The following is a 17,174-nucleotide window of genomic DNA, read 5'->3' on the forward strand; positions in this document are numbered from 1 at the left end:
TTGGATTGTCAAAGGAATCTGCAACGATGAGTTGTTAGTACCAAGTGAAATGGGGCATAATGAGTAAGAAATGAATATAAAGTGAGAAGAGGGTCTTCATGACATACAATGATTTGTTTTTACGCGCTTGTATGAAAGAAAAGGTTGAACGTGTGCCGGTATGGTATATGCGTCAGGCTGGGAGATATGATCCTGAATATCGCAAGATTAAAGAGAAATATAGTTTGCTGGAAATTTGCAAGCAGCCTGAGCTAGCGGCAGAAGTAACGATGATGCCAGTAAAAAAACTCGGAGTCGATGCTGCAATTCTATATTCAGATATTATGAACCCTGTCGCATCGCTAGGTATTGATTTTGATATTGTAGCGAATGTTGGACCGGTGATCTACAACCCGATACGTACGGCTGAAGATGTAGCAAGATTGAAGCCAATTGATGTGGAGGGCGATCTTTCGCATGTGATTGAGACGATTAAAATATTAGCAGGCGAGCTCAAGGTACCACTGATTACATTTGCGGGTGCGCCATTTACGATTGCTAGTTATTTAATAGAAGGCAAGCCATCGAAAAATTATCTCCGCACGAAGGAGCTCATGTATAGTGCTCCTGACGTTTGGTTTCAATTAATGGATAAGCTTGGTGACATGGTTATTACATATTTGCGAGCACATATCGCAGCGGGCGGAAAAGCATTTCAGCTGTTTGATAGCTGGGTAGGTGCACTAACACCAGCGGATTTCAAGACGTTTGTGCTGCCTACGATTGAACGAATCTTTGCAGAGCTGAGTGATCTGCCACAACCAAAAATTTATTTCCCAGGAGTTGCATCCGGAGAGCTGCTCCCTGAACTGAAGAACGTTCAAGCTAATGTGATCGGCCTGGATTGGAGAATCTCCATAGAGGAAGGTAGACGCAGACTTGACCATCGAGTAGCGGTTCAGGGGAATTTAGATCCAACGATTTTACAGGCACCGCAGCATGTAATTGAAAAGCGAGCAGCAGAGATCATAGATCAAGGTATACAAGAGCCCGGCTATATCTTTAATTTGGGACATGGACTGTACCCTGAGGCATCACTGGATAAGCTAAAAGCATTAACCGAATTCATCCATGACTATTCAGATCAAGCATATGCAAAGCAGAAACAGGAGGCTAAATCATAATGGTGCAAGCATCAAAAATAGGTGTGCTCGTCATGTCATATGGCACGCCGACATCGCTAGATAACGTCGAAGCATACTACACACATATTCGCCGAGGTCATCCTCCAACAGAGGAGCAGCTTCAAGAGCTGAAGGATCGCTATGAAGCGATTGTAGGTGGTGTATTCCCTTTACGTGAAAATACGAATGCTCAGGTTGCAGGGCTGCAGGCCAAGTTGGATGAGATTGCACCTGGCCGCTATCAATGCTTTCAGGGCTTGAAGCATGCTGAGCCGTTTATTGAAGATGGCATAGAGGAAATCGCAAAAGCAGGCATCACACAAGCGGTTGGTATTGTACTTGCACCGCATTATTCTGTGATGAGTGTCGGTGGATATATTAAGCGAGCACAGGTGAAGGCTACGGAGCTAGGTATTAAAATGTGCTTCGTTCATTCCTACCATCTGCATCCGAAGCTGGTTAGTGCGCTTTCCGATCGTGTCAACAAGGTGCATGAGCAGCTGCTTCCACTAAGTGGAGAGAAGCCGGTAAAGGTGTTATTTAGTGCACATAGCCTACCAGAAAAAATTAGAGAGCTTGGCGATCCGTACGAGCAGCAGCTGTTAAATACGTCCGAGGCAATCGCAGAAGCTACAGAAATCGAAGACTGGGAATTTACATGGCAGAGCGCTGGTCGTACCAACGAGCCATGGCTTGGTCCAGATATTCTAGATACGATGGAACGGGTCGCACAAGAAGGATACAAGGCGGTTCTGTCTGCACCTATCGGCTTCGTGTCCGATCATCTGGAAGTACTATATGATCTCGATATTGAAGCAAAGGCAAAGGCAGCAGAGCTTGGCATTGCATTTGATCGAATTGAAATGTTAAACACAGATCCACTGTACATGGAAACGTTGGCCGAATCGGTTGTAACTGTCCGTGAACAGCTAGGAAAGGATTGAGTATATGCGGAGTGCAGAATCAATTGATACGATTGTCGTAATTGGCGGGGGGATCAGTGGACTGAGCTCCGCTTTTTACTTGCGTAAAATGGCGGAGGAGCAAGGAAGATCAATCCAAATCGAGCTAGTAGAAGCAGGACCACAGCTCGGAGGTAAAATTAATACGCTGCATAGAGATGGCTTTGTTATAGAAAAGGGACCGGATTCGTTTCTATCACGAAAGCTACCGATCATCGAGCTGGCACATGATCTTGGGATTGAGGAAGAGCTGGTTCCGACAAATACGAAAGCTGCAAAAACCTATATCATGAAGGATGGTAAACTTCATTCAATGCCAAAGGGGCTCGTGCTAGGCATCCCTACGAGTATATTGCCCTTTCTAGAGTCTGACCTCGTGAGCGGGCAAGGCAAGCTAACTGCGCTTGCGGATGTGTGGAAGCGACCTCAGCCACAGGATGATGATGAATCGCTGGGCGGATTTTTAGCTAGAAGAATAGGCGATGAGATCGTAAAGCATATAGCAGAACCGCTATTGGCAGGCATCTATGCGGGAGATTTGTACAAGCTAAGTCTTCAGGCAACATTCCCACAGTTTGCACAGTATGAGAAGGAGCATGGCAGCATCATATTAGGCTCGCGTCATCAGCGAGCGCTTATGGCAGAGAAGAATAAAGGGAAGCCTCCGGCAACCTTTATGACATTTAGAAAAGGCCTAACAACGATGGTTGAGGCACTAAAAAAAGAGCTGGAGTCAATCACGATACATACAGGTGTAAAGGTAGATGCGTTGAACCCGCAGGCTCGAGGCTATGAGCTGTCACTATCTAACGGTCAAAAGCTGCAAGCAGATGCTGTCATCGTGACGACACCTGCATATGCTGCCCATGATCTGCTTAAGGAACATATCGAAAATCGCATGCTAGAAGCGATACGTTATGTTTCAGTAGCAAATGTTGTGCTAGCCTTCGATAAATCGACCATCGATGTGCAATTTGACGGGTCTGGCTTTTTAGTCCCTCGTTCTGAAGGCTTGCGTATTACCGCATGTACCTGGACTTCTAATAAATGGCTCCATTCCACTCCTGATGATAAAGTGCTAGTGCGATGCTACGTAGGGCATTCAGAGGATCAAGAGTCGATCAAGCTAGATGATGAAGCGTTAGTTGCAGCTGTTCGTGAAGATATTGAGAAGGCCATTGGATTAAAGGCAACACCGATTTTCACGGAGATTACGCGCTTAAATCGTTCGATGCCACAATACCCAGTCGGTCATGTGCAAGCAATTCGTGAGCTGAGAACAGAGCTGAATGAAAAGCTGCCTGGCGTGTGGGTAACTGGAGCAGCCTTTGACGGCGTTGGATTACCGGATTGTATTCGTCAAGGGAAAGAAGCTGCGCGATTGATGTTGGACTATATCGCCCATAAATCATAACGCTACAAGATTCGATGTCGCATAACATTCAATGCTGCTTTTTGATCAAAGAGGGACTTTTGAACAATCTCTATTATAAAGGCTGATTTCACTATCTAGTGGTAGTGAATCAGCCTTTTATTTTTCTGAAGGATACAAATATAGGATACTCAAGACTTCAAGAACAAGTTATAATGAATAGAAAATCTTGCCACGAGAATGAACACTGTTAACAAAGGGGTGCGGTCATGTCGTTATCAAGAGTGGAGTCTCGAAAACAGCAGCAATTGCAAACGCAGGGTAACAGGAAAAAAAGAAAAAGATCAGCATTAATATCGGTCAGTTTGGTCGCATTATTATTTATTGGGCTCGCGTTTGTATTTCAATACGACCGTATAAAGGATATGCTAAGCTCGATAAGTGATAGCTTTAGTAAAGAGGAACGCATAATACATAATGTTGTGGATATTGAGCCAGGTTGGAGCGAGAATGTAACAGAAACCAATCAAGATGCTGTGACCGGGACAACGGAAGGCGCGATTGATATTGAGGAGCCTGCTTCGTCAGAGCAAGACGGCACAGAAGCTTCCGGTGACGGGAGCCAAGGCGGTGGGATAACCGGACATCCAGGGACAGGAGAAGACGGTGTACAGGAGCCTGTAACACCTCCGTCTGAGCCTAATATAGATGCGACCGTTCAACTTGCATTTGTTGGTGATATATTACAGGGAGAATATATTGATGGCTATTTGCAGCAGGAAGGCTACAATTACCCTTATGAGCAGGCGTTATTCCATTTAACGTCAGCTGACTTAACTGCAGGTAATTTGGAGATGCCTATTACAACAAGAGATCAGCCTGCTGAGGACAAGACGTATATATTTAGAGGAAAGCCAGAAGCATTAACTGGACTCGTTCATGCTGGCATCGATGTCGTGTCACTTGCCAACAATCATACGCTGGATCATGGGATTGATGGTATGCTGGATACGAGAAAGTATCTAGATGAGTACGGTATTGCGCATGTAGGAGCGGGCAATAATGCAGAAGAAGCCTATGCCCCCGTCATCAAGGAGTCTAATGGTATAAAGGTTGCGTTTGTTGGAACGAGTAGGGTGCTTCCCGTCACGACTTGGAAGGCAACGCCTTATCAGGCAGGCTTAGCAGAGTCCTATGCACCAGAACAAACGCTGCAAGCAATAGAAGAGATAGAGGATGAAGCGCATATTACTGTTGTGCTCGTACATTGGGGGATTGAACGCTCTGATTCTCCTGAGCCATATCAGTTGGATTTGGCAAGAAGATATATTGATGCAGGGGCAGATCTAGTGATTGGCAGTCACCCGCACGTACTGCAAGGCTTTGAGCAGTATAACGGAAAGTGGATTGCTTATTCATTAGGTAACTTTGTATTTGCAGCACATCCTAAAGGCAGGCAAGCTGAAACAGGAGTGTTGACGGCAACCTGCAATGCACAAGCAGAGTGTGAGGCGCAATTCGCACCGATGAAAATTGTTAACGCTCAGCCGACACCGATTGAAGGCGAGGCATCACAGCAGCTGTTTGATTTCTTAGAAGAGGTTTCGTTCGATGTTAGAATTGACGAGAGAGGTAATTTATCGGCTTCGCAATAGCCAATCATGTAGTATTGCAGTGGCCAATATAGAAAAGAGGCAGTAAAGAATGGTTGCAATTGTATCAGAATGGTGGCTGCGGCTGCTAATAGGTTTAGTAGGAAGCGGCCTGATGGGATATGCAGCATACCGCGCAAGGTCATTGTCACAGTCAGGGATGATGTCTGCTATCGTCATGGGAACGAGCTTCATACTTTTTGGAGAGCCAATCTGGTTTACATTACTCATCGTATTTTTCATAAGCTCAAGCTTTTGGTCCAAATGGCGAAAGTCTTCTAAAGCGAAGCAGAATGCGGAACAATTGTACGAGAAGGGAAGTCAGCGTGATGCAGGTCAGGTATGGGCGAATGGTGGAGTCGGTCTCTTGCTATGCGTAGTCTATGCTGCGACGGAGCTGCAAGGTCTGCTGCTAGCCTATGTTGGCGTAATGGCAGCTGTCACAGCAGATACGTGGGCAACCGAGATTGGTGCATTAAGCAAACGTCAGCCACGCTCGGTCATAACGCTTAAACCTGTTCAACCTGGAACAAGTGGTGGAGTGACAGCTCTTGGATTAGCGGCATCTACAGCAGGTGGATTGCTGATTGGTATAACTGCTTATATTATGGATTCGTCCTTACTGCATGCCATTTGGATTGGAGCGCTGACAGGATTACTAGGCTCTCTTGCAGATTCATGGCTTGGTGCAAAGTGGCAGGCGATGTATCGCTGCGTCGTGTGCGGCAAGGAAACAGAACGAACCTCGCATTGTAAGCAGAGAACGACCTCGATACGGGGCGCTGCTTGGTTAAACAATGATCGAGTGAACATGCTATCGAGCATCATCGCCGGACTGATTGCTTTCATACTATCGATACTGATCATGACTTAGTATGGTTATGGTGTAGAGCGAACCTCTACATGTCTTATAGGAAAATGGAGCAATGCTTATATACAAGTGAAATATATTGGTCCATGTACAGAAAAACCGTCTCCTTGTAAATGGTTAGGTCATCCTTCCATTTACTAAGAGACGGTTTTTGTAGTTTCGACTTTGATGACGATAAGGCTTGCAGCATACACGGCGTGGAATCAACAGCAATTGAAGCCACGCCATTATCGAAGCGACCGTGAATGTGCTAAAACTGCGCTCGCTACTTCACTAATTGCTCCATCTGCTCAATAAGCTCTCCAAATACGCTCATCGCTTGCTTAATTGGCTCAGGGGATGACATATCCACACCTGCGCGCTTCAAAATATCTATTGGATAGTCGCTGCCCCCGCTTTTTAAGAAGCTGAGATAGCGTTCTACAGCCGGAGCGCCTTCATCCAGTATTTGCTTCGAGAAGCTAGTTGCAGCAGAGAAGCCTGTTGCGTATTTGTACACATAGAAGCTAGTGTAGAAATGAGGGATGCGTGCCCATTCCATCGCAATATCCTCATCTACAACGACACCATCGCCGTAATATAGTTTATTCAGATTATAGTAAATTTCACTGTAATCTTCAGGTGTTAACGATTCACCTTTCTCAGAACGCTCATGAACAATTTTCTCAAACTCCGCGAACATCGTCTGACGGAACACCGTTGTACGGAATTGGTCCGCATAATACGTCAACAGATAAAGCTTTTCTTTCGGATCAGTTGATTTTTTCAGCAAGTAATCCATCAGCAATGCTTCGTTCAGAGTCGATGCAACTTCAGCAAGGAAGATCGGGTACTGAGCATTGCGGTAGTTTTGAGCCTCGTCAGAATAATAGGAATGCAGCGCATGACCCATCTCATGCGTCAATGTGAACATGCTATTCAGATTATCCTTATGGTTGAGCAGTACATATGGATGCGTTCCATAGGCTCCCCAGCTATACGCACCGCTGCGCTTGCCTTCGTTCTCGTAAACGTCAATCCAGCCATCATTAAAGCCTTGCTTTAAAACGGTTAGGTAATCATCGCCTAGTGGCTGCAAGCTTTCCGTTACGATGTCCTTTGCCTGATCATATGTAATATTCATGTCGAACTCTTCAACAAGTGGAGCAAATAAATCGTACATATGCAGCTCATCTACGCCAAGCAGCTTTTTACGAAGCTCCATGTAACGGTACATCAACGGCAAATGCTCGTGAATCGTATCGATTAGGTTATTGTAAACATCAGTTGGCACATTGTCGCCGTAAAGGGCATTTTCTAGCACTGAATTGTACTTGCGAGTCTTCGTATAGAATAGGTTCTTATTAATATTCGCTGTAAATGTAGCCCCAAGTGTGTTGCTGAACTTCTTGTATGTAGCATAAACGGCTTGAAATGCTTCACGACGTACATCACGGTTTTTGCTTTCAAGGAATTGAATATAAGTGCCGTGCGTAAGCTCGACTTCCTCACCGTTCTCATTTTTTACTTTCGGGAATTTCATATCAGCATTGTTCAACATGCTGAACACATTGCTCGGTGCAGAGCTAATATTGCCAACCTGAGCAAGTAGAGCCTCTTCTGCTTGAGTTAGAATATGCGCCTTGGAGCGTTTCATTTCCGTCAAAGCATGCTTATAGTCGCTAAGGGATGGATCTGCAATTAAGCGGTCCAGTTCTTCATTAGACAAGGACAGAATTTCTGGAGTAATAAAGGATAATGCCTCATTTGCATCAACGTTTAGTTTGCGCGCTTTATCCGATAAAGCTTGATATTTGGTATTAGCCATATTTTGATGCAAACGCATGTTGGCATAAACATAAAGTCGCTCTAAATGCTTAGACAGCTCATCTTCCAGCTCGAAGCAGCTTAGCACTTCTTGGGCTGAATTCAGCTTGCCTCTGTAGGCCTCGAATTTAGGAATCAAGCCTTTAGCTTTTTCGAATTCTTCATCCCATTGTTTTTCTGTAGCAAAAATATCTTCCAGCTTCCATTGATATTGAGTATCCATTTCCTCGCGTTTTTTTACAGTAGTCATCGTATTCCTCCTTATTTCATTTTGTTTGATATACGGCTTCTCAGCTGCAGCATGTAGGTTAGCTGAGCTAGAGAGAGCGGTTATCAGGAAAAGACATAGCCATTTCTTTACAGCCGTGTTCATCATTGCACCTCTTGAGAAAGTTTTCAATTTATCTTTCCCCAAGCGTGCTTCGTTCATTCTTAAGCTGGTCTGTATACGTTAGATTATGTTCCTAGGCTGAATAAAGAATATACGATTATGAAAAATGCGAACAAAATCATCACAATCGAAGAGATAGCCATCCACTTCTTCAACGGAGGAGGTATCGTATCCTTCTTCATAATAAGAACTACACCTAAACAAAATGCAACGATAATAAAAACAATGCTAATTGTGCTGTCCATACGAATCACCTCCAGACTAAGACCGAGCTAATCAAAACTTCCTTTAAATGCTGCGTAGATTACTCATGATCTGCTCGAGCTCGTCCTCACGGCCAATGAAGTCCTCTTTACGAAAGAAGTTGTCAGCCCAATGAAGCAGCTCAGCACGACTTATAAACTGGAAGCCTTCTTCTCCCCATTGATCTGAAATGTGTCGAACAACAAGTGTTTTTCCTTGCTCTTCTACCGTAAGCATATTGTATTTATCCTGCTTGTAAATCACATGTTTTTTGAACAAACTCATCACACTTTCTATATTGTTTATGGTTAATAGTACCATCATAGCTATAATTAATTCGCTAATCAACCGAGCAAGTAGATTTTTTCATTCGTAATAATTTCATTAGTATTAATAAGTATGCTCGTATTTGTTTCTCCTATATGTGAAAAGTTGGCATGTAATGCGCGCATAAACATAACAGTTGTTGAATATAACTGAAATTGTGCGGCATTCGTGACATTAACTAAGATTGGAAAAATATTATTTTAATTAAAAGGCATAATTATTAATAATGCCCCATATAATAAAACATATTCAATAATTGTAAAAATTGCAATTTAATTGAATTAAATTTATAATGTTTGTATTCACTGCTTAGGCGGTGGTCAATTTTAGGAGGTAGTGTAATTTGAAAGGTACAGTAAAATGGTTTAATGCAGAAAAAGGTTATGGTTTTATTCAAGCAGAAAATGGTGAAGATGTTTTCGTACATTTCTCTGCAATTCTTGGCGATGGCTTTAAGTCTTTAGATGAAGGACAGTCAGTTGAATTTGACATTACTGAAGGTAATCGTGGTTCACAAGCTGCGAATGTTCAGAAGCTATAAATAAATGAGCTAAGCCAAAGAGGGTTTGTTTGCACTGATGTTGCAGACAAGCCCTCTTTTTTGTGAATGATTTTTGTATAATTTTATACATATTATGAAGTGAAGAGTAAGGTGATTTTCACAAATCATGAAACTGTAATAGTTAAATGCTAGATTATTATGGGCGAATTATGTTACATTAGGTTGTAGATGATTTGAGATCAGATTTGCACTATTCATCTGCACGGATGGTCACTGCGATCCAGGAGGTACATTCATATGATCATAGCCAAAAGGAGCAAACAGGCTCCGACGGGTGCTATCCGACTAATGCATCGGGTGTACAAGTATGTATTGCCAAGTGTAGATGCTGAGTTGGCAAAGTTGAAGGAAAAAGCACAACATATTCCGGATCCCGAATTAAGGCAGCAAGCTTTGAACAGTATTAGGGATAAGAAGTTTCATTGCCAAGGCGGTGGAGTATACGCTGCTGCTAATTTACAATATCATGAAGTGTTAATTTCACTAATTGTCGCTCTGCAAACGATTAGTGATTATTTAGATAATTTGTGTGATCGAAGTACGTCTCTTGATGCAGATGATTTTCGTATGCTTCATCAGTCTATGCTCGATGCCATTAATCCGACAGCTGAGCTGCAGGATTATTACGCTTACCGTACGGAAAAAGATGACAACGGGTATTTGCACGGTCTAGTACAGCAATGTCAGACACAAATTAGAAAGCTTCCTGCATATGATAAGGTACAGCCTCATGTTCATGAGCTTGTATCATTATATTGTGATTTGCAGGTGTACAAGCATATTGCGAAGGATCAACGTGAGGAAAAACTGCTTTCATGGTGGAGGCTTCACCAGAATAAGTATCCTCAGTTACAATGGAATGAGTTTGCTGCTGCAACAGGATCAACGCTTGGTATGTTTATGTTGTTTCTCAACGCAACTGACCCTGAGTTGACTGAGCAAGAGGGGCAAGCATTTAAAGATATTTATTTCCCTCATGTATGTGCCTTACATATTTTGCTTGATTACTTAATTGACCAGGCGGAAGATAAGGCTGGTGGTGATTTGAATTTCTGCAGCTACTACAAGGATGAAGCAAGTCTTGTAGAACGTATCGCTATGATTGTGAATCGGGCAAGAGAGGATGTACAGCATCTTCCCGAATCTGGTTTTCATCGTTTAATCATTGAAGGATTATTAGCTTTATATTTATCTGACCCTAAAGTACAGCAGCAGTCTGATGTACGTAAGGTCTCTAAGCAATTGATGAAAAGAAGCCCGATAACTCGTTTGTTTTTTTTAATGAATAGCATGTGGATACGAAAGCAGCAGGCTTAATATATATATTGAAATTTTGAAAGCGAGGAACTAACAATGTCATCAGTGAAAAAAATTGCAGTATTAACTAGCGGTGGGGATTCTCAAGGGATGAATGCTGCTGTACGCGCGGTAGTCCGTAGTGCGATTTTCCATGGAATTGAGGTTTATGGGGTACAACGAGGATATCAAGGCTTATTGAATGACGACCTGCGTCCAATGGATCTACGCAGTGTTGGCGATATTATTCAACGCGGAGGTACAATTCTCCAAACTGCTCGTTGTAAAGAGTTTACGACGCCAGAAGGACAAGAGAAGGGTGCAAACATCTTGCGTGCGAGAGGTATTGATGGTCTAGTTGTCATCGGTGGAGATGGCTCTTATCAAGGAGCGAATAAGCTGAGCAAGCTTGGCATCAAGACAATGGGGATTCCAGGAACGATTGATAACGATATTCCTTACACTGACTTTACAATAGGCTTTGATACAGCTGTTGGCATCGTAGTTGATGCGATCAATAAAATTCGTGATACGATGTCTTCCCATGAGCGTACGTCAGTCGTCGAAGTTATGGGTCGTCACTGCGGAGATATAGCGCTGTATGCAGGTCTAGCTAGTGGTGCAGAAACGATTATCGTACCTGAAGTACCGTACGATATTAATGAAGTTGCAGACCGTATGAAGCACAATTTCGAAAAAGGAAAGCGTCATAGTATTATTATCGTAGCTGAAGGGGCAGGTAAGGGCGAGGATGTTGCTAATAAACTTACTGAGCTTAGCGGTATCGAAGCGCGTGTTACCGTACTTGGACATATTCAACGTGGTGGAACGCCGACAGCTCAGGATCGAGTGTTAGCAAGCAGACTAGGCGACTTCGCTGTTCGACAGCTAATGGAAGGAAATTCTGGTAAAGGCTGCGGTGTTGTGAACGGTGAGCTCACGACAACAGATATTGAAGTCGTTACGACAACGAAACGTCCATTCAACATGGATATGTACAATCTGGCATTGCGTTTATCTCAATAATGTATAAAAATGAGGGATGGTGAGGCAATAAACGGCTTCACGATCTCTTTTTTATAGATGGATAATAAAAAGCCTTTGCCACGTGGCAAAGGCTTTAAAAATATTAAAGTGAGGCGATATTACCCGATTACCTGTTAATGCAGTATTGTTCCTAGCTGTCCCCGACAGATGCTGAATTGAACGATTTCCAGTGCATCAGAAGGCTCGAGAAGCTCTATTCCATCTCGAAGCACAATTTTGGTGTCGAGTTCCTCTGACGTTAAAAAATGAAACATTTCAGGCGCTAGACGTTCAACAATTGTTGCAAGTTTAACTGTTTCCATATCCATCAACAACACCCCAATCCCAAAGTTTAAAGTGTTAAAGAGAGGAAAAAAACATCGTTACAACGTTGCTATGGAACATTTTTATTATACCACAAAAGAACAAAGATAACACATTTTCGCATTTAGTTTTCATGTAAGTTTTCTAAATTGCCCGATGACGCTGACCGTCTCAACAATATTAACAAAAGCGTGTTGGTCAATGCTCTGTATTTCTTTTTTTAGCCCTGCAAGCTCGTATCTTGTCCGAACGGTCATAAGCATATCTCGATCATTGGACGTAAAGGCTCCGCGGGTTTTAATGATGGTAATTCCTCTTGGGTGGTTCAACAGCTGTTTGAGCATGGCATCAGTTTCCGTCGTAATAATAAACACGGTTACCTTTAAGTGCTTAATGTGAATGACATCGATAATTTTCCCAGCGACAAAGATGGATACAAGGGAGTACATCGCAAGCTCAAAATCCCAAGTGAATAAAATATGTAGTGTAATAACGAGACCGTTTAATGTTGAAAGAATAACACCGAGCGGCAAATCTTTTTTTAACGTTACGATCGACGCAATAATATCGAATCCACCAGTCGATCCTCCGCAGCGAAGGGCAATACCACTAGCTAAGCCAACCGCGATGCCACCGTAAACTGCTCCTAGAAGCTCATCGTGTGCTAGCTGATACACCGGTATTAATTGCATAAACAGTGTTGAAGTTGCTACTGAAAATATACTCCAAATGACAATCTGTTTACCTAATACGAACCAGCCCCAGATCAGTACTGGTAAATTTAATAATAGGTACAGCCAGCCAATATTGCTTTTTGTAATGTAACCAATGACCATCGCAACACCAGATATACCACCACTTAACAGCTGCAGCGGTACAAGCAGCATATTAAATCCAAAAGCTAGCAGTAAGGAGCTGACAGTCATCATAATAAAGCGAAAAACAATCTGTTTTTTGCTGAGCAAAAGATTACGCATTTTTACTAATCACTCCTATGTATAATTAAGACGGCTTATTATTACTATAGTATTATGATAAACGTTAGCTAGTATTCACATGTAAAACTGTGGTATAATAGGTAAGACGTTTTTTTAGAGGCTTTAAAATAGAAGGAGTATGAGAAAAGTTTGAAAACATTTGCTGAATTTGGCTTGGAACCTAAGGTGTTGCAAGCAATTACAGAGCTTGGTTTTGAGGAATCTACACCGATACAAGATAAAGCGATTCCGATTGCATTAACTGGACAAGACTTGATTGGCCAAGCTCAAACTGGTACGGGTAAGACTGCGGCGTTCGGGATACCGCTAATTAATAAAATCCCGGTTAGCGAGGAGCGCATTGTAGCGCTTATTATGACTCCAACACGTGAGCTGGCTATTCAAGTTTCAGAAGAAATCGGTAAGCTTACGAGATACAAAGGACTTCGTTCATTGCCAATTTATGGTGGACAAGAGATTGGCCGTCAAATTCGTGCACTGAAAAAGAAGCCGCAAATTATTATTGGAACACCTGGACGTCTTCTAGACCATATTAATCGTAAAACGATTCGTCTTGAAGATGTACAAACTGTTGTACTTGATGAAGCGGATGAAATGCTGGATATGGGCTTTATGGAAGATATTCAAAATATTTTGAAGCAGGTTCCAGAAGAGCGCCAAACGATGTTGTTCTCTGCAACAATGCCAGCTAACATTCAACGCCTAGCACAGCAGTTCTTGAAAGAGCCTGCGCATGTATCTGTTATCCCTAAACAGGTTACTGCACCATCTATTGAGCAATCTTACATCGAAGTGCATGAACGTCAAAAGTTCGAAGCACTTAGCCGTTTGCTTGATATGGAGTCTCCAGAGCTTGCGATTATTTTTGGACGCACGAAGCGTCGTGTTGATGAACTGAGCGAAGCGTTGCAAAAACGTGGCTACAGTGCAGATGGTTTGCATGGTGATTTGTCTCAGAATCAACGAGATACCGTTATGCGTAAATTCCGCGACGGAAGCATCGATGTTCTTGTAGCTACAGATGTAGCTGCACGTGGACTAGATGTATCAGGTGTCACACATGTTATCAACTTTGACCTTCCACAGGATCCTGAAAGCTACGTACACCGTATCGGTCGTACTGGGCGTGCAGGTAAAGAAGGTAAGGCGTGGTCATTTGTTACACCTCGTGAAATTGACCATTTACATTTTATCGAGCGTATTACACGTCAACGCATGGTGCGTAAGCCGTTGCCTAGCTTAACTGAAGCTATCGAGGGTAAACAACGCATTACAGCTGAGCGTATCATTGATATTGTGGAACATGGTGAATTTGCCGAATATAAAGGACTTGCTATTCAAATGCTTGAGCAATATGATTCAGTTCAGTTGCTTGCAGCATCATTGAAGCTGCTAACAGGTGATAAGAAGGAAGTTGAAATTGAGCTTACTCCTGAAGAGCCGCTTCGTGCAAAAAAACGCAGACCTGATGTACGTTCCAGTGGACGCCCATTCCAGCGTGGTGGTGGTGGCAGCAATTATCGCGGCGGTAACAATAGCTCGCGTGATCGTCGCTACGGCAACAACCGCAGCAGCGGAAGTGGGGATGGTAACGGTCGAAGCTACTCGAAAAAAAGTGAAGGACGCAGCTACGAAGGCCGCTCTGATAGACGCCCTCGTTCCAACTCCTACTCCAAAAGCGAGTAAACATGAAAAGTCCGTGTTGCCTGCGGGCAACACGGACTTTTTCTACATATTTACTTATTTGTTCAATCGATTAACGTATTAGTAACCGTAACCGTTACCGAAGCCAAATGTTGCAACAATGATAACTAGAAGAATGAATAGTACTAAAACCCATGCAGCGTAATTACCACCGTATCCACAGTTGTTGTATGATGCGTTGCCCATATTAGCAACCTCCTTTAAGTTTTCTTGTTGGGGAACATACCATATACTATGCTGTAGCTTATCGTTGGTTTAGACCAATACCCAGATAATGTGATTTTGGGCTATTTTCTCTTCTGTACTTTTTTGAAAATGGAGGCGTATTCAATGGAACCTAGAGGTGTTATGGGTGGGATTTACCGACTTACAGAGTGGATAATGAGGCTATCGGTTATTAATCTATTATGGATATTGTGCGGCGCGCCGTTTTTTGTGTTCTTCTTTATGAGCTTTATATCTCTTGTAAATGGACAAGTGCCTGAAGATCAAATGTTGAGCTTCATCCAGACCGCTTGTTTAACCTTAGGAGTCTTAGCACCATTCACATTCTTCCCTTCAACGGCTGCGATGTTCTCTGTTGCTCGTAAGTGGGTTACGGGTGAAGGTGATGTACCGATGTTCAAAACCTTCTTTAAGGGATATAAGGATAACTTTAAGCAAAGTATGCTCGGTGGCATTATCTATACGATTCTTATTATTGTTCTTGTTGTCGATTATTACTTCTTCGCAAACAGCGGCAGCGGACAAATTGTTTCAGGTATTTTCATTGGATTAATCGTACTTGCTTTAGTTTCATTACTTAATTTCTTCTCTATGCTCGTACATTATCATATGAAGACGTTCCAATTAATTAAAAACTCAGTGCTTATTACCATTGGTAAGCCGTTACGCTCGATTACGACAGCAATATTAGTTGGGTTTGTATTGTTTTTAAGCTTCACTCAATTTACATGGCTACTTCCTTTCTTTACTGGGAGCATGATCGCGGCTGTTGCTTACTGGAATTTTAATCTAATTTATACTAAACTGCAGCAGCAGCTCGAGGATATGAAGAAGAATGAAGAAGAAGAGGTCGAAATTGCTGCGGAGATGGATCGTGAGGATCTCGTAAAGTCAGATTATAAAGATACCAAATAATTACAGAGGCAAATTCGTTTACATTTGCCCTAAATCGGTCTATAATGACATTACATCCTGCGATGTACGTAACGCTCAGCGTTGTTTTGAACCAATGGCTGTTTCACGGGAGTTCAAATCTTTATGCAGCTGACCTGCCCTTCTACAGGGACTTCAAATGCATAAATGCGGACACCCACCTGCGAGAGCGGGTTCAGAAACATTTTGAGCTGAACGGCATATGCGGGTTGTCATACGTAGATCGAGAGCGATTACCGGTGCAAGCTGGTGAAAGCTCTTTTTTCATACATAGAATCATGTTATCATGTAGAGAGTTAGGACACAGAGGGGGAGATCACTGTTGTTAAAACGCACCTTAGTTGGGTTAATACGAAGCTTTGAGGGAACAGGGGACAAGGCAAAGGATCCTGCATTAAAATCACACGTCTACAAGCTATCCAAAGATAAAGCTTGGGAGGAAGTCGTGTCTACTTTAAAGAAGATGCAAGGATATAAGCTTCTGCATGAGGTACAAAGCGTTGGCGAGATCGTTCTAGAAAAGCGGACGATATTCGGAAGAACGATGGATATTACGGTCTCTGTCATTGGTGTGGATCCATTGAGATCCGCCGTAGATATTTATTCGGCATCGAGAGGCTCTCTAGGAGATCTAGGCTCTAATTATCGAGTTATATTAGACATTTATCGCGTGCTAGACAAAAAGCTTTCTGCATACAAGCTGAATAATGTTTAAAGAAAAAGCGAGGAAGGGCTATCCTTCACTCGCTTTGTTTCCAGTTATACCAGCTCTTTAACAGCTGCAATCGCAGCGTCATAATTAGGATGGTTAGACATTTCTGACAAGTACTCAACGTATTTTATTTCGTTGTTTTCATCTAGGATGAAAATAGAGCGCATATCCAGTGCAAATTCCTTTATGTATACGCCGTAGGAAAGGCCGAAGTTGTTGTCCTTATAATCAGACAGCATCACGACGCGATCTACACCGGCTGCACCGCACCAGCGAGCCTGAGCGAAAGGTGTGTCGACGCTAACTGTTAGTACGACGACATTGTCTCCTAGGCTGGATGCAGCTTCATTGAATTTACGGGTTTGAGCTTCACATACACCCGTGTCAATGGAAGGGATAACACTAATAAGCTTAACTTTACCTGCATAATCCTGTAACGATACATATTCACCCAATGATTTGCATAGGGTGAAGTCCGGAGCTTTATCTCCTACGTTTAATTCTGGACCAACTAATGTAATCGGATTGCCCTTTAAAGTAGCAACACCAGTGCGTTCTTGAGTCATGAAAAAAACCTCCTTAAATAAGATGCATTACGTACATATTA

At 42.8% G+C, this 17,174-nt stretch carries 18 protein-coding genes and 1 other RNA gene; 12 read left to right on the top strand and 7 right to left on the bottom strand.

Annotated features, from left to right (window positions below):
* Positions 1-98 precede the first annotated feature (98 nt).
* From hemE to NSQ99_RS08045, 5 genes are all read left to right on the top strand, one after another.
* The gene (gene hemE / locus NSQ99_RS08025) at positions 99-1,163 is read left to right on the top strand and encodes a uroporphyrinogen decarboxylase (RefSeq protein ID WP_340836091.1); all 1,065 of its coding nucleotides are present in this window, start codon (positions 99-101) and stop codon (positions 1,161-1,163) included.
* Positions 1,163-2,107, top strand: a complete 945-nt coding sequence (gene hemH / locus NSQ99_RS08030; protein ID WP_340836092.1) for a ferrochelatase — start codon at positions 1,163-1,165, stop codon at positions 2,105-2,107. Before hemE ends, hemH begins: the two co-directional genes overlap by 1 nt.
* 4 nt (positions 2,108-2,111) lie before the next feature.
* Positions 2,112-3,539 (top strand): protoporphyrinogen oxidase, encoded by a 1,428-nt coding sequence (gene hemY / locus NSQ99_RS08035; RefSeq protein WP_340836094.1) that lies wholly within the window; start codon positions 2,112-2,114, stop codon positions 3,537-3,539.
* A 227-nt stretch (positions 3,540-3,766) separates the two neighbouring features.
* Positions 3,767-5,152, top strand: coding sequence for a CapA family protein (locus tag NSQ99_RS08040; protein WP_340836096.1), 1,386 nt, complete (start codon positions 3,767-3,769; stop codon positions 5,150-5,152).
* A gap of 49 nt (positions 5,153-5,201) precedes the next feature.
* Positions 5,202-6,023: a DUF92 domain-containing protein gene (locus NSQ99_RS08045; protein WP_340836098.1), complete on the top strand. Its 822-nt coding sequence runs from the start codon at positions 5,202-5,204 to the stop codon at positions 6,021-6,023.
* Between the two features lie 262 nt (positions 6,024-6,285).
* Here NSQ99_RS08045 and pepF read toward each other — a convergent pair whose 3' ends face one another.
* From pepF to NSQ99_RS08060, 3 genes are all read right to left on the bottom strand, one after another.
* A complete protein-coding gene (gene pepF, locus NSQ99_RS08050) occupies positions 6,286-8,076 on the bottom strand; it encodes an oligoendopeptidase F (RefSeq protein ID WP_251670436.1) in 1,791 nt (596 codons plus the stop codon).
* Between the two features lie 206 nt (positions 8,077-8,282).
* Positions 8,283-8,462, bottom strand: coding sequence for a hypothetical protein (locus tag NSQ99_RS08055; protein WP_251670438.1), 180 nt, complete (start codon positions 8,460-8,462; stop codon positions 8,283-8,285).
* Positions 8,463-8,505: 43 nt separating this feature from the next.
* Complete coding sequence (locus NSQ99_RS08060; RefSeq protein ID WP_445670492.1) at positions 8,506-8,724, bottom strand: hypothetical protein; 219 nt, start codon at positions 8,722-8,724, stop codon at positions 8,506-8,508.
* A gap of 406 nt (positions 8,725-9,130) precedes the next feature.
* Here NSQ99_RS08060 and NSQ99_RS08065 point away from each other — a divergent pair, with 406 nt between their 5' ends.
* The 3 genes from NSQ99_RS08065 to pfkA all read left to right on the top strand — a co-directional run bounded on the left by NSQ99_RS08065 (position 9,131) and on the right by pfkA (position 11,671).
* Positions 9,131-9,328, top strand: coding sequence for a cold shock domain-containing protein (locus tag NSQ99_RS08065; RefSeq protein WP_251670441.1), 198 nt, complete (start codon positions 9,131-9,133; stop codon positions 9,326-9,328).
* A gap of 258 nt (positions 9,329-9,586) precedes the next feature.
* Positions 9,587-10,666 (top strand): tetraprenyl-beta-curcumene synthase family protein, encoded by a 1,080-nt coding sequence (locus tag NSQ99_RS08070; RefSeq protein ID WP_340836104.1) that lies wholly within the window; start codon positions 9,587-9,589, stop codon positions 10,664-10,666.
* 36 nt (positions 10,667-10,702) lie between these two features.
* Positions 10,703-11,671 carry a 6-phosphofructokinase gene (pfkA, locus tag NSQ99_RS08075; RefSeq protein WP_251670445.1) on the top strand — a complete coding sequence of 323 codons (969 nt, stop codon included), beginning with the start codon at positions 10,703-10,705 and terminating at the stop codon, positions 11,669-11,671.
* Between the two features lie 134 nt (positions 11,672-11,805).
* Here pfkA and NSQ99_RS08080 read toward each other — a convergent pair whose 3' ends face one another.
* Together NSQ99_RS08080 and NSQ99_RS08085 are read right to left on the bottom strand one after the other, a co-directional pair.
* Positions 11,806-11,994: a hypothetical protein gene (locus NSQ99_RS08080; protein WP_432806959.1), complete on the bottom strand. Its 189-nt coding sequence runs from the start codon at positions 11,992-11,994 to the stop codon at positions 11,806-11,808.
* 132 nt (positions 11,995-12,126) lie between these two features.
* Positions 12,127-12,972: a YitT family protein gene (locus tag NSQ99_RS08085; RefSeq protein WP_445670493.1), complete on the bottom strand. Its 846-nt coding sequence runs from the start codon at positions 12,970-12,972 to the stop codon at positions 12,127-12,129.
* Between the two features lie 150 nt (positions 12,973-13,122).
* Between NSQ99_RS08085 and NSQ99_RS08090 the strand changes: the two genes are divergently transcribed.
* On the top strand, positions 13,123-14,679 hold the full coding sequence (locus NSQ99_RS08090; protein ID WP_340836105.1) for a DEAD/DEAH box helicase: 1,557 nt from the start codon (positions 13,123-13,125) through the stop codon (positions 14,677-14,679).
* 78 nt (positions 14,680-14,757) lie between these two features.
* Here the strand turns inward: NSQ99_RS08090 and NSQ99_RS08095 are convergent, their stop codons facing one another.
* Positions 14,758-14,883 (bottom strand): sporulation protein YjcZ, encoded by a 126-nt coding sequence (locus NSQ99_RS08095; RefSeq protein ID WP_251670451.1) that lies wholly within the window; start codon positions 14,881-14,883, stop codon positions 14,758-14,760.
* A gap of 144 nt (positions 14,884-15,027) precedes the next feature.
* On the opposite strand from NSQ99_RS08095, the gene NSQ99_RS08100 reads away from it, so the two are divergent.
* The 3 genes from NSQ99_RS08100 (at position 15,028) to NSQ99_RS08110 (ending at position 16,570) form a co-directional block, all read left to right on the top strand.
* The gene (locus tag NSQ99_RS08100) at positions 15,028-15,837 is read left to right on the top strand and encodes a YesL family protein (RefSeq protein WP_340836107.1); all 810 of its coding nucleotides are present in this window, start codon (positions 15,028-15,030) and stop codon (positions 15,835-15,837) included.
* 51 nt (positions 15,838-15,888) lie between these two features.
* A non-coding RNA gene (ssrS, locus tag NSQ99_RS08105) (6S RNA) lies at positions 15,889-16,070 on the top strand.
* A gap of 107 nt (positions 16,071-16,177) precedes the next feature.
* On the top strand, positions 16,178-16,570 hold the full coding sequence (locus NSQ99_RS08110) for a DUF1499 domain-containing protein (RefSeq protein WP_251670455.1): 393 nt from the start codon (positions 16,178-16,180) through the stop codon (positions 16,568-16,570).
* A gap of 44 nt (positions 16,571-16,614) precedes the next feature.
* On the opposite strand, the gene tpx is transcribed toward NSQ99_RS08110, so the two are convergent.
* Positions 16,615-17,133 (bottom strand): thiol peroxidase, encoded by a 519-nt coding sequence (gene tpx / locus NSQ99_RS08115; protein WP_251670464.1) that lies wholly within the window; start codon positions 17,131-17,133, stop codon positions 16,615-16,617.
* Between the last annotated feature and the right edge of the window lie 41 nt (positions 17,134-17,174).

Origin of the sequence: Paenibacillus sp. FSL W7-1287 (assembly GCF_038004245.1) — a bacterium.
GTDB classification, from domain to species: domain Bacteria; phylum Bacillota; class Bacilli; order Paenibacillales; family Paenibacillaceae; genus Pristimantibacillus; species Pristimantibacillus camelliae.

Bases quoted from the DNA above. Each gene is read 5' to 3' on its own strand.
- hemE (WP_340836091.1), top strand. From the start codon at position 99: ATGACATACAATGATTTGTTTTTACGCGCTTGTATGAAAGAAAAGGTT.
- hemH (WP_340836092.1), top strand. From the start codon at position 1,163: ATGGTGCAAGCATCAAAAATAGGTGTGCTCGTCATGTCATATGGCACG.
- hemY (WP_340836094.1), top strand. From the start codon at position 2,112: ATGCGGAGTGCAGAATCAATTGATACGATTGTCGTAATTGGCGGGGGG.
- NSQ99_RS08040 (WP_340836096.1), top strand. From the start codon at position 3,767: ATGTCGTTATCAAGAGTGGAGTCTCGAAAACAGCAGCAATTGCAAACG.
- NSQ99_RS08045 (WP_340836098.1), top strand. From the start codon at position 5,202: ATGGTTGCAATTGTATCAGAATGGTGGCTGCGGCTGCTAATAGGTTTA.
- pepF (WP_251670436.1), bottom strand. From the start codon at position 8,076: ATGACTACTGTAAAAAAACGCGAGGAAATGGATACTCAATATCAATGG.
- NSQ99_RS08055 (WP_251670438.1), bottom strand. From the start codon at position 8,462: ATGGACAGCACAATTAGCATTGTTTTTATTATCGTTGCATTTTGTTTA.
- NSQ99_RS08070 (WP_340836104.1), top strand. From the start codon at position 9,587: ATGATCATAGCCAAAAGGAGCAAACAGGCTCCGACGGGTGCTATCCGA.
- pfkA (WP_251670445.1), top strand. From the start codon at position 10,703: ATGTCATCAGTGAAAAAAATTGCAGTATTAACTAGCGGTGGGGATTCT.
- NSQ99_RS08080 (WP_432806959.1), bottom strand. From the start codon at position 11,994: ATGGAAACAGTTAAACTTGCAACAATTGTTGAACGTCTAGCGCCTGAA.
- NSQ99_RS08085 (WP_445670493.1), bottom strand. From the start codon at position 12,972: ATGCGTAATCTTTTGCTCAGCAAAAAACAGATTGTTTTTCGCTTTATT.
- NSQ99_RS08095 (WP_251670451.1), bottom strand. From the start codon at position 14,883: ATGGGCAACGCATCATACAACAACTGTGGATACGGTGGTAATTACGCT.
- NSQ99_RS08100 (WP_340836107.1), top strand. From the start codon at position 15,028: ATGGAACCTAGAGGTGTTATGGGTGGGATTTACCGACTTACAGAGTGG.
- tpx (WP_251670464.1), bottom strand. From the start codon at position 17,133: ATGACTCAAGAACGCACTGGTGTTGCTACTTTAAAGGGCAATCCGATT.